The following is an 11,172-nucleotide window of genomic DNA, read 5'->3' as shown; positions in this document are numbered from 1 at the left end:
CTAGGCTGCGAGGCCTAGTTTTTTTATTAGTCAATTAAGACGGATAGTTCATCTATTTTTTCTTTAATATGCTTGACGAAAACCTTGTTCTCTTGAATCATGAAGATTTGAATGGACTTGTTGTAATATTCGATGGCAATGTCGTGACTGTGTAATAGACTATAATTGTAGCCTATATGATAGTAAAGGCTGCCAAGAGCATACATACTATTATGTTTAACACACCACTTTATTGCTTCTTTACATGCTTGAGTAGACTCTTCTATCATATTTAATCTGGTGAGAGTTTTAGATTTGTTATACAAAATTTTTATCTTAATAGTGGGGTCCTGATGATATGGGATTTTCATGTAATTCTTTATTGCATAGTTGTAAATTTCTAAAGCATCTTCATAAGATTTAGTTTCAAAGTGGATAATGGCAAGGCTATTTAGTATTTCTATTTCTCTTTCTCCCATTAGTTTAGAGGTCATTTTCGTTAATTCAAGAGCAGATTGTAAAAGTTTTAACGCATCTCGTTTATTTCGTTTAAGATGGTAGATGCATATGCCTTCAGTCCATAGGAGAAATTGCTTATTCTTGCGATTATTTATAAACAATGGATTCTTCTTTTCATTTTCAACAATATTAAAAACTTCCTCGTACTCATTACGATGTAACAACTCTCTTACTTGTGTGAACACCTCTTCAACATAGGATAATTGTGGATTAGTTGCTAAATCATAAAAATAATTTATATCCACGCCGAGTCTTTCTGCTATATAATATAAAGTGTTAGCAAGAGGAAAGACCTCTCCTTTTTCAATTTTACTGATTTGTGATTGTGTGCAAATCCCTTCACTCAGCTCCGCTTGTGATAAGTTTAGTGCAGATCGTAGGATTTTTATCTCTTTTCCAATTAATGAAAAATCCACAATATATCACATCCTATCTAATAAAATATTCCTAGAGTTATAATTTGAATTAAAAAACGTAGAAAACAGAAGAAAAACATGTCTTTCGTACAGTAAATCTTTAATAATGAAGAAATACTGATTTTTTAAAATAGTGTAAAATACTTATATAAACATAGTTTGATAATAACAGAAAAAATAGTAGAAAGAGGTTATGATGATGAAAAGATTTTTATTCACATTTTTGGTAGTTACTATCACTTTATTTGGAGCTAGTACAGTATCTTCTCATATAACCACTTTGGATGATGTTAAAACAAATGAATTACCATCAATACATTAATTTTAAGCTCCACAGATAATGTATTGTCAACAATTAGTATGAATAAGTTTATTGGTAATCTAATTAAATAAAATTAGAAAGAGGTAATGAAGATGAAAAAGTATTTTATCTCCTTATTAGCATTCTCTGTAGTTAGCTTAGGTGCAAGTGCGGTATCTCATGCAGAAACTTCGGCTGCAAAAGAGTTGCCACCAATCCATATGAGTGAATTACCACCTATCCATATGGAATTGCCGCCAATCCATATGAGTGAGCTACCACCAATTCACATGGAACTACCGCCAATTCATATGAAAGAGTTAACAGCCGAGTTACCTTCTATTCATCAGAAGGAACTGCCACCTATTCATATGTAAATCTAAGATTTTTAAAGTAATAAATCCTAATATAAAAAGGAAGGTTGATACCATGTCAGCTGCTAGTACAAACACTTTTGAGCTTACATGCTTTTGGTTTATCGTTGTTGATCGTGAGCAAAAGGCGCGTAGGCATTACCGTGTTGCCCAGCTTGTAGATTACAAAAATAAAACATATGCAGAAGTTTCTAAGTGGTTTGAAACATTGTTTCAAGAGTACAGTGTGGTGAAAGTCGGCAAAGGTACCATACCTTCAAAGTTGAAAAAGTATCCTTATATTAAGTATTAAAATCTTCCTATTTAATAGGGAGATTTTTTTATTTCTTGAACATTTGTTCTTCTTACTCAAATTGTACCATTAATCGTCAGAATTGTAACATAAATATAACATTTTGATGCCGTGTTAATATGACATTTTTATTTGGATTAATTTTAAAGTGTACTTGCACATGAATGCCCTTTCCTACATAAGAATTATTACTAGGCTCTTGCCTAAGCATTTCTATGGAGGTGAAAGTGTGTCAAGCATATTAGCATCGGTAGGATACTTAATCAAAGAACTTGTTTTCCTAGTTTCTTACGTCAAGAACAATGCATTTCCACAACCATTGTCATCAGGGGATGAAGCGAAATACCTGAAATTGATGGCAGAAGGGAATGAAGAGGCAAGGAATCTACTTATTGAGCATAACTTGAGACTTGTGGCACATATTGTGAAAAAGTTCGAAAATACCGGGGAGGATTCAGAAGATCTGATTTCGATCGGGACAATTGGGTTGATAAAAGCGATTGAAAGCTTCCACTCTGGAAAGGGGACGAAGCTAGCAACCTATGCTGCCCGTTGTATTGAAAACGAAATCTTGATGCATTTAAGGGCGCTAAAGAAAACGAAAAAGGATGTTTCTTTACATGATCCCATTGGTCAAGATAAGGAAGGGAACGAAATCAGTTTAATAGATGTGCTGAAATCAGAATCTGAGGATGTCATCGATACCATCCAGCTTAATATGGAATTGGAAAAGATAAAAGTATATATTGATGTGCTTGATGAAAGGGAACGCGAGGTCATTGTCGGCCGATTTGGACTTGATCTTAAAGATGAAAAGACACAGCGTGAAATAGCAAAAGAACTAGGCATTTCCAGAAGCTATGTATCACGGATCGAAAAGCGTGCCCTCATGAAAATGTTCCACGAATTCTACCGTGCCGAAAAAGAAAAGAAAAAACAATAACCCAATAACTTAAACGAACCCCTTGGCTATCAAACCTGCCAAGGGGTTTCGACATGGAGGGGGAAATTCCTGTGGGGGTCTGACCCCCACACAGGAATTTAATCTTCCTGTAACAAAAACATAATGAACTTTCCCGAAATTAATTTGGGTTTTCTCCGCGTTTGCCCTGTCTCTTTTGTGGGATGTGCATATGGTAGTAGTGTAGATACCTAGTTTGAGAAGGGGGTTGTTGGTATGTACGGATACCCTGGAGGTTTTGGGTGTTGTCCTCCTCCTTATCCTGGACCATGTGGACCTGGATATTATGGTGGATGGTTATATGGGCTTCTAGTAATTTTGTTTATCTTGTTGCTTATTGGCGGCGCTTATTATTGCAAAAACCACTTATACAGATAAGCTTATGCTTTCCGGCATAGGCTTTTTTTTGCTCACCATTTACAAATAATAACTTCGTAATACGAAACTTTCGCCAATCAAATAGTTTGGAATTGTAGAAATATTTACACTCTTCGTATATAATAGACTCATAAAGCTAAAAGGGGGAATTACAACGTGACAACAAAAACATATAGTGAAACTTGGGATTTAGATGTTTTTTTCCAAGGAGGAAGCAATTCAGTAGAATTTCATACATATCTAACAGAAATACAATCAGATCTTAATAAATTTGAACAACAAATAGAAGCGTTCTCCACTGAAAATCTTGAGGAAATCTTAGTTTCCTATGAGAATGTCGTTAAAAAAGTGGTACAGGCTTCCGCTTTCATCAGCTGTCTGCTTGCACAGGATGTAAAGGATAAGGCTGCTTCACAGCTTCAAGGTAAAGTAGCACAACTGCATGCAAAATTACAGGTGCAACTTGGTGCATTGGATGAGAAGCTCGTTGAAGTTGACGAAGCGTCATGGGCAAGTCTTATTCAAAGAGATGTGTTTCAACCATTAGAATATGTTTTAAATGAGAGAAGACGTAGAGCTGGTGATAAATTACCGGCTGCACAAGAGAAACTGGTAACGTCATTAGCTGTGGACGGATATCATGCTTGGGGTAAATTATATAACTCTATCGTTGGTACTATTAAGATACCGGTGGAAGAAAACGGAGAAGTGAAGGAGCTATCTGTTGGACAAGCCCATAATCGTTTTTCAAATGGTGACCGCAGTGTTCGAAAGAAAGTTTCTGATGCATGGAAAAAGGCGTGGGAAGGCCAAGCAGAAACAATCGCAGCTGCTTTAAACCATCTTGCAGGCTTCCGTTTGCAGGTATATGAGCAAAGAGGCTGGGACTCTGTCCTAAAGGAACCGCTTGAGAATAATAGAATGAAGCAAGAAACGTTAGATACCATGTGGCAGGTCATCACTGACCATAAAGGCACATTGAAGAAGTATCTTGAACGCAAGGCAGAGCTTTTGGGACTTGAGAAATTGAACATGTATGACGTTTCTGCCCCTCTTTCTTCAGAAGAAACCATCCTTTCCTATCAGGAAGGCGCTGATTTCATCATAGAACAGTTCTCTAAATTCGGCCCGGAGCTAACAGAATTTACAAAGAAATCATTTGAAGACCGCTGGATTGAGGCAGAGGACAGAGCAGGAAAGCGACCTGGTGGATTCTGCACAAGTTTTCCAGTCTCCGGTCAATCAAGAATTTTCATGACGTACTCTGGTACCCTGTCAAATGTCTCCACATTGGCACATGAATTGGGACACGCTTTCCACCAGCATGCTATGCACGGAGTTCCAACGTTGAACCGTTTTTACGCAAGTAATGTTGCAGAAACAGCTTCCACTTTTGCTGAAATGATTGTGGCAGATGCTGCTGTTAAATATGCAAAAGATGAGCAGGAGAAAATCTCTCTTCTAGAAGACAAGATTCAACGCAGTGTGGCATTTTATATGAATATACATGCTCGTTTCATATTCGAGACTAGATTCTATGAAGAACGCAAAAACGGTTTGGTAAGTGTTGAAAAGTTAAATGAACTGATGGTAGAAGCGCAAAAAGAAGCATATTGCGACGCTTTAGGGGAGTACGATCCAACATTCTGGGCTTCCAAAATGCACTTCTTTATTACTCAGGTTCCTTTCTATAACTTCCCTTATACGTTTGGGTACTTGTTCTCATTAGGCATCTATTCCCAAGCTTTAGAAGAAGGAACCAACTACGAAGAAAAGTACATTGCCTTATTAAAAGATACTGCTTCCATGACGGTGGAAGATTTAGCGATGAAGCATTTGGGTGTCGACTTGACACAAAGAGACTTCTGGGAAAAGGCAGTCAAAAAATCGCTTGAAGATGTGGAAGAGTTTTTACAACTTACAAGCAAATAGGTAGACAAAAAGGCATTCCTGAATATGGGGATGCCTTTTCTTGTATTGGAATGTTATAATATCACTCATGGAGTTTAGCAGAACAACGCACACGACAGATTATCTCATTTATATAGAAGAAATATTATCTTGGAGGAATGCATTTTGTTGAAAAGTATATACAGACTTGCTATTGAATTGACCAATCATAAGTTCTCTTCAATGGCTGTTAAGCATTTTGCCAGTTCGAAGCTTAGCAAGCGGTTTATCCCCTCGTTTGCGAAGGTATACAATATTAATACAGAAGAAATGCAGGAGAAAATGGATACATTCCCTACCCTGCAACAATTCTTCATCCGAAACTTAAAGCCCCATGTTAGGCCGATCGATTCCGGTAAGAATTCCGTGGTAAGCCCGGTTGATGCGGTCATTGAAAAGAAAGGGGAAATTACCGATTCTCTTCAATTAAGAGCAAAAGGGATCGATTACTCTGTTGGGGAAATGCTTTCAGATCCGGAATTAGCAAAAAAATATATGGGTGGTTCCTACATGGTCCTTTATTTAAGTCCAAGCCACTATCATAAAATCCATACACCTATATCCGGGAAAGTTACGAAACAGTGGACGCTAGGTGGAAAATCCTATCCTGTTAATCAAATGGGATTAAAGTACGGAAAGGAACCGCTTGCCAAAAACTATCGCAGGTTAACAGAAATCGAACACGATGGTAAACACGTGGTGGTGGTAAAAGTCGGGGCAATGTTTGTTAATAGCATTGAGTTGACGCATGAGAGCGAGCAGCTTGTAAAAGGGGAAGAAATGGCATACTTCTCATTTGGGTCCACGGTTATCTTGTTGTTTGAGAAAGACGGCTTTATGATGGAGGAATCGTTGAAAGAGAAGGAAGAGGTAAAGGTTGGTCAAAGAATCGGTACTTGGCTAAGCTAGTGAGAGCACTAGCTTTCTTTCTTTTTATGCCGCTGTTGATTTCCGCAAATGACTTCGCTTTCCGCGGGGCGACCTTGAGCATCCTCACAACGCTTCAGGGGTCTCAACATTGTCGCTACTCCCCCGCTGGAGTCTTCGCCTTTTGCTCCAATCAACAGCTGAAAAATTTTTTATACAAAAAAAGAGCCAGAAGACCGGCTCTTTTAGGAAGTTGCTTTTATTTTGTAGCTTAGGGAACGGCGTTTGATTTCTAATTCGATCAGTAGGATAAAATCTGTGCTTAATTTCAATTCGGTCGCTTTGTGATAGGATTCTAGTAAAAGTTCATCAGAAAGTTTTCTCATCAGATTGGCCTCTGCCCTACACCTCCTATTATTCCGTCACTATGTATGGTTGTAAGTATTATGTTTATGAGAAGTTCTTTTCTTTATTTGATGTGCATATAATTGTAAGTTCTGTTAGGTTGTACGATTACTCTACCACGTATCTTTTTTTAGAACAACCGTTCTGTTATCCACAGTTAACAGTGGATAACATGTGGGTATATTGTTTATAATTACCAGTAAACGTTGTGGGGCACACTGTATAATGTAGATAAGTTTATCCACAGGTGTTGAAAGCGACAGGAATTTGTCGAAAACTTTTTATTTTTATTACTTTTTATTAGAAAATAGAAGCATGCTAACACTATAAATATCAATATTATGCTTAACACGGAGAAGATATTTAGGTAAGATGGTAAAGTGTTAATTTTGACCGTGAAACGTCCATTTAAATATGTTTACAGTATCTACTATAGAAACAAATTGAGGGTGATTAAATGATTAAGTATTTTCTGCCTGCACAACACGTAAAGAGCGTGTTTGAAATAAAGCCAATGGATTTGAAAGAAAAAGGAATCAAAGGAATCATTACAGACTTAGACAATACGCTTGTCGAATGGGATCGACCGGAAGCGACACCTGCATTGATTGAATGGTTTAAAGAAATGCAAGAGGTAGGCATCTTAGTGACGATTGTTTCCAATAATAAGTTAAAAAGAGTGAAGATGTTTTCTGACCCGCTTGGTATCAACTATATTTATGGAGCAAGAAAGCCGATGCGACGTGCGTTTAGAAGAGCGTTAAAAGATATGAAACTTAAAAAAGAAGAAGTGGTAGTGATCGGGGACCAGCTTCTAACAGACGTTCTTGGAGGCAATCGGATTGGGTTACATACAATCCTTGTTGTTCCCGTTGCGCAAACGGACGGTTTTATTACAAAATTCAACCGACGTGTAGAAAGACGAATCCTTTCGTGGATGAAACGAAAAGGCATGATTAACTGGGAGGATTAACGAATATGGAAGAACAAATAGTATGTTACGGGTGTGGAGTCGCTATTCAGACAGAAAACCCAGAAGGATTGGGTTATGCGCCACCTTCCTCATTAAATAAGGAAGCGGTTATCTGTAAAAGGTGCTTTCGCCTGAAACATTACAATGAAATTCAAGATGTTTCCCTGACAGATGATGATTTTATTCGTATTTTAAATTCCATCGGTCACACACAAGGGCTAGTGGTCAAGATTGTCGATATATTTGATTTTGACGGCAGTTGGTTACCAGGCTTACACCGATTTGTCGGAAATAACAAAGTATTACTTGTTGGAAACAAAGTGGACTTGCTGCCAAAGTCAGTAAAGCCTAATAAGGTGATCAATTGGATGAAGCAAGCAGCAAAAGAGCTTGGCTTGAAACCAGAAGATGTTTTCCTGATCAGTGCGGACAAAGGAACTGGCGTTAAAGAATTGGCACAGGCTATTGAAGAATATCGTGACGAGAAGGATGTATATGTGGTTGGCTGTACCAACGTCGGAAAATCGACTTTCATCAACCGCATTATCCGCGAGTTCTCCGGCGAGGAAGATGTTATAACAACATCCCAATTTCCTGGAACGACGCTTGATATGATTGACATTCCATTGGATAACGGAGCATCATTGTTTGATACACCTGGGATTATCAATCGTCATCAAATGGCGCATTTTATAGATAAAAAAGAATTGAAAGTCATTTCCCCTAAAAAGGAAATCAAACCGAAGATTTTTCAATTAAATGAAGGTCAAACATTATTCTTTGGCGGTTTAGCACGATTTGATTTTGTAAAAGGCGGTCGTAATTCTTTTACATGCTACGTTTCCAATGATCTTTATATCCATCGTACTAAACTTGAGAATGCAGACAATGTCTACAAGGAGCACCTCGGAGATTTGTTGCAGCCGCCTGGTAAAGATTTTGTAGAATCGTTCCCGGAACTTGTTGCACATGAATTTACGATCAAAGAGGAGAAAACGGATATTGTCTTTTCAGGACTCGGCTGGGTAACAATCAATGAGCCTGGAATTAAAGTGGTTGCTCACGTACCAAAAGGCGTAGGAGTCATGGTAAGAAAATCATTAATCTAAAAAGGGGGAAAGGCTGATGAAGAGACTATACGGAGTAATCGGGTCTCCCATTGCACATTCGATGTCTCCACTCATCCATAATGACGCCTTTCTTCAAAATGGGATGGACGCACATTATCATGCATTCCATGTGGAACCTGATCAGTTAGAGACGGCAGTAGCAGGTATGCGTGCTCTTGGTGTCACTGGATTCAATGTAACCATTCCTCATAAAGAAGCGATTATTCCATTGTTAGATAGTGTGGAAGATGCTTCGCTTCAAATTGGCGCTGTTAACACGGTGGTAAATAAAGATGGAAAGCTCATCGGTTACAATACCGACGGCAGAGGGTTTGTAGAGGCTTTAAAAGAAGTGGTGGAGCTCAAAGGTAAGCAGGTACTTATTATCGGTGCCGGTGGGGCTGCCAGGGCTATATTTTACACATTGGCTTTGGAAGAAGGAATACAACTCGATATTTGTAATCGGACCGTATCCAAGTCGGAGGATTTAATTAAAGAATTCTCATTGGAGCGGATTGCACGAAGTATAACGGTCGATCAAGCCGCGAAAGAAATCCAAAATTATGATGTAGTAGTTCAGACCACTTCGGTGGGAATGTTCCCTCAAATCAATGATACTCCATTGCAACTGGTTTCAGTTAAAAACAATGCTGTATTCAGTGATATCATTTATAACCCGATAGAAACCAAGTTATTGCGAGAAGCCAAAGCGCTTGGAGCTGTCACTCAAAATGGGGTCCATATGTTTGCCTATCAGGCAGCTTTAGCGTTTAAAATCTGGACAGGGAAGTTCCCGGATACAGATAGAATGAAAAAAATAGTAGAAGAACATCTAGGAGGAAAAACATGTTAACAGGTAAACAAAAGAGATTTTTACGAGCAGAAGCACATCATCTTGATCCGATCTTTCAAGTAGGAAAAGGCGGAGTAAATGAGAATATGACAAAGCAGATTTCAGAAGCTTTAGAAGTAAGGGAACTGCTGAAGGTCAGTGTGCTGCAAAACTGTGATGAAGACCGCAAAGAGGTGGCTCAAGAACTTGTTGCCGGTACGAAGGCAGAACTAGTACAAGTTATCGGAAGTACGATCATTCTTTACAAAGAATCGAAAGAAAACAAACAAATCGTATTACCAAGATAAATGGATGGAGGGATCATCATGAATAAAGTGGGCATAATCGGCGGGACATTTGATCCGCCCCATGTCGGTCATCTTCTGATTGCAAACGATGTTCGGCAGAAGCTTTCATTAGATGAAATCTGGTTTATGCCAAATCATATCCCCCCCCATAAGCAAAATAAATCCGTAACCCCCACACCCATCAGGGTTGAAATGATCCAAGCTGCTGTTGCGTCAAACAGCAGCTTCCGGGTGGAAACCATTGAGCTTCAAAGGGAGGGTCCCTCCTATACATATGATACAATGTTGTTGTTAGCAAAAAAGTATCCAGATACCCGCTTCTATTTTATAATAGGGGCAGATATGGTCGAATACCTGCCTAAATGGCACAACATAGAAAAACTGCTTGAAATCATCACATTTGTTGGGGTGAAGCGTCCTGGTTATACTTTTTCATCAGAATACCCAGTGCTCGAGGTGGAAACCCCGCAAATGGATATTAGTTCTACCTTGATAAGGAAGCGTATGCAAGAAGGATGGACTTCTCAATATTTAGTGCCTGATTCGGTAAAAGAAATCATAGAGGAGAAACGCCTATATGAATAGAGAGAAAGCGTTAAGACTGGTTAAAGAACAATTAACAGAGCGGCGTTATGTTCATACAATCGGTGTCATGGAAACTGCGATAGAACTTGCGGAACGATTTGGTGTGGATAAAGAAAAGGCAGAGCTTGCAGCCATCTTCCATGATTACGCCAAGTTTCGCGATAAAGAAGAAATGCGCAGGATCATCATCGATCAGAAGATGCCACAGGATTTACTGCAGTTTCATGATGAACTATGGCATGCCCCAGTGGGTGCGTATCTTGTGGAAAAAGAAGCAGGGATTTCGGATGCCGAAGTTCTTGAAGCAATACGCTGCCATACTTCGGGTAAAATAAACATGAGTACGCTTGACAAAGTTTTGTATGTTGCAGATTATGTCGAACCAGGCCGGGACTTTCCAGGTGTTGAACAGGTTCGGGATTCTGCCAATAGTTCACTTGATATAGCCGTTATTCAGGCCATGAAAAATACGATCACATACTTATTAAAACGAAATCAACCGATCTATCCCGATACATTCCATGCTTATAACGATATGACTATGAAGGTAAAAGAAAGGAAGTTAACATAAATGTCAAACGAATTATTACAGCTTGCAGCAAAGGCTGCAGATGATAAACGTGCAGAAGAATTAGTAGCTTTGAATATGCAAGGGATTTCCCTTGTTTCGGATTATTTCTTAATTTGCCACGGTAACTCAGACAAACAAGTTCAGGCTATTGCCCGTGCCATCAAAGAAGTTGCCGAAGAAAACGGTCAACATGTACGCAGAATGGAAGGCTTTGATGAAGCCCGCTGGATTCTTGTGGACTTAGGAGATGTCGTTGCCCATGTGTTCCATAAAGATGAGCGTGGCTATTACAATCTAGAACGTCTTTGGGGAGACGCTCCTCGTGAAGATATTCAACTTGAGTTAACGTAAT

The 11,172-nt window shown here is 38.9% G+C and carries 14 protein-coding genes; 12 read left to right on the top strand and 2 right to left on the bottom strand.

Annotated features, from left to right (window positions below):
* Positions 1 to 26: 26 nt before the first annotated feature.
* Positions 27 to 914, bottom strand: coding sequence for a helix-turn-helix domain-containing protein (locus K7887_RS15165; RefSeq protein ID WP_223490293.1), 888 nt, complete (start codon positions 912 to 914; stop codon positions 27 to 29).
* A gap of 414 nt (positions 915 to 1,328) precedes the next feature.
* On the opposite strand from K7887_RS15165, the gene K7887_RS15160 reads away from it, so the two are divergent.
* From K7887_RS15160 to K7887_RS15135, 5 genes are all read left to right on the top strand, one after another.
* Positions 1,329 to 1,592 (top strand): hypothetical protein, encoded by a 264-nt coding sequence (locus tag K7887_RS15160; RefSeq protein WP_223490292.1) that lies wholly within the window; start codon positions 1,329 to 1,331, stop codon positions 1,590 to 1,592.
* Positions 1,593 to 1,644: 52 nt separating this feature from the next.
* A complete protein-coding gene (locus K7887_RS15155) occupies positions 1,645 to 1,881 on the top strand; it encodes a hypothetical protein (protein WP_223490291.1) in 237 nt (78 codons plus the stop codon).
* 229 nt (positions 1,882 to 2,110) lie between these two features.
* Positions 2,111 to 2,824 (top strand): RNA polymerase sporulation sigma factor SigK, encoded by a 714-nt coding sequence (gene sigK / locus K7887_RS15150; RefSeq protein ID WP_010196129.1) that lies wholly within the window; start codon positions 2,111 to 2,113, stop codon positions 2,822 to 2,824.
* Positions 2,825 to 3,376: 552 nt separating this feature from the next.
* On the top strand, positions 3,377 to 5,152 hold the full coding sequence (locus K7887_RS15140) for a M3 family oligoendopeptidase (RefSeq protein WP_223490289.1): 1,776 nt from the start codon (positions 3,377 to 3,379) through the stop codon (positions 5,150 to 5,152).
* Between the two features lie 144 nt (positions 5,153 to 5,296).
* The gene (locus K7887_RS15135) at positions 5,297 to 6,079 is read left to right on the top strand and encodes a phosphatidylserine decarboxylase (protein ID WP_223490288.1); all 783 of its coding nucleotides are present in this window, start codon (positions 5,297 to 5,299) and stop codon (positions 6,077 to 6,079) included.
* Positions 6,080 to 6,282: 203 nt separating this feature from the next.
* On the opposite strand, the gene sda is transcribed toward K7887_RS15135, so the two are convergent.
* Positions 6,283 to 6,423 (bottom strand): sporulation histidine kinase inhibitor Sda, encoded by a 141-nt coding sequence (sda, locus tag K7887_RS15130; RefSeq protein ID WP_010196138.1) that lies wholly within the window; start codon positions 6,421 to 6,423, stop codon positions 6,283 to 6,285.
* A 476-nt stretch (positions 6,424 to 6,899) separates the two neighbouring features.
* Here sda and K7887_RS15125 point away from each other — a divergent pair, with 476 nt between their 5' ends.
* The 7 genes from K7887_RS15125 to rsfS are packed head-to-tail and all read left to right on the top strand — an operon-like array spanning position 6,900 to position 11,171.
* Positions 6,900 to 7,415, top strand: a complete 516-nt coding sequence (locus K7887_RS15125) for a YqeG family HAD IIIA-type phosphatase (protein WP_223490286.1) — start codon at positions 6,900 to 6,902, stop codon at positions 7,413 to 7,415.
* A gap of 5 nt (positions 7,416 to 7,420) precedes the next feature.
* Positions 7,421 to 8,524, top strand: a complete 1,104-nt coding sequence (gene yqeH / locus K7887_RS15120; RefSeq protein WP_223490285.1) for a ribosome biogenesis GTPase YqeH — start codon at positions 7,421 to 7,423, stop codon at positions 8,522 to 8,524.
* Positions 8,525 to 8,540: 16 nt separating this feature from the next.
* Positions 8,541 to 9,377 carry a shikimate dehydrogenase gene (gene aroE / locus K7887_RS15115; RefSeq protein ID WP_223490284.1) on the top strand — a complete coding sequence of 279 codons (837 nt, stop codon included), beginning with the start codon at positions 8,541 to 8,543 and terminating at the stop codon, positions 9,375 to 9,377.
* Positions 9,371 to 9,664: a ribosome assembly RNA-binding protein YhbY gene (gene yhbY, locus K7887_RS15110; RefSeq protein ID WP_223490283.1), complete on the top strand. Its 294-nt coding sequence runs from the start codon at positions 9,371 to 9,373 to the stop codon at positions 9,662 to 9,664. Before aroE ends, yhbY begins: the two co-directional genes overlap by 7 nt.
* An 18-nt stretch (positions 9,665 to 9,682) precedes the next feature.
* The gene (locus K7887_RS15105) at positions 9,683 to 10,249 is read left to right on the top strand and encodes a nicotinate-nucleotide adenylyltransferase (RefSeq protein ID WP_317849213.1); all 567 of its coding nucleotides are present in this window, start codon (positions 9,683 to 9,685) and stop codon (positions 10,247 to 10,249) included.
* The gene (gene yqeK / locus K7887_RS15100; protein WP_223490282.1) at positions 10,242 to 10,820 is read left to right on the top strand and encodes a bis(5'-nucleosyl)-tetraphosphatase (symmetrical) YqeK; all 579 of its coding nucleotides are present in this window, start codon (positions 10,242 to 10,244) and stop codon (positions 10,818 to 10,820) included. Before K7887_RS15105 ends, yqeK begins: the two co-directional genes overlap by 8 nt.
* Positions 10,821 to 11,171, top strand: coding sequence for a ribosome silencing factor (gene rsfS / locus K7887_RS15095; RefSeq protein WP_010196154.1), 351 nt, complete (start codon positions 10,821 to 10,823; stop codon positions 11,169 to 11,171). It begins immediately after the preceding gene.
* Position 11,172: the final 1 nt, after the last annotated feature.

Origin of the sequence: Sutcliffiella horikoshii (assembly GCF_019931755.1) — a bacterium.
Lineage (GTDB): Bacteria > Bacillota > Bacilli > Bacillales > Bacillaceae_I > Sutcliffiella_A > Sutcliffiella_A horikoshii_E.
Note: the sequence above shows the minus strand (reverse complement) of the source record. Positions and strands in the feature narration are given on the sequence as shown.

Coding starts and splice junctions, on each gene's coding strand:
- K7887_RS15105 (WP_317849213.1), top strand. CDS start 9,683: ATGAATAAAGTGGGCATAATCGGCGGGACATTTGATCCGCCCCATGTC.
- yqeK (WP_223490282.1), top strand. CDS start 10,242: ATGAATAGAGAGAAAGCGTTAAGACTGGTTAAAGAACAATTAACAGAG.
- K7887_RS15125 (WP_223490286.1), top strand. CDS start 6,900: ATGATTAAGTATTTTCTGCCTGCACAACACGTAAAGAGCGTGTTTGAA.
- rsfS (WP_010196154.1), top strand. CDS start 10,821: ATGTCAAACGAATTATTACAGCTTGCAGCAAAGGCTGCAGATGATAAA.
- yqeH (WP_223490285.1), top strand. CDS start 7,421: ATGGAAGAACAAATAGTATGTTACGGGTGTGGAGTCGCTATTCAGACA.
- yhbY (WP_223490283.1), top strand. CDS start 9,371: ATGTTAACAGGTAAACAAAAGAGATTTTTACGAGCAGAAGCACATCAT.
- aroE (WP_223490284.1), top strand. CDS start 8,541: ATGAAGAGACTATACGGAGTAATCGGGTCTCCCATTGCACATTCGATG.
- K7887_RS15160 (WP_223490292.1), top strand. CDS start 1,329: ATGAAAAAGTATTTTATCTCCTTATTAGCATTCTCTGTAGTTAGCTTA.
- K7887_RS15155 (WP_223490291.1), top strand. CDS start 1,645: ATGTCAGCTGCTAGTACAAACACTTTTGAGCTTACATGCTTTTGGTTT.
- sda (WP_010196138.1), bottom strand. CDS start 6,423: ATGAGAAAACTTTCTGATGAACTTTTACTAGAATCCTATCACAAAGCG.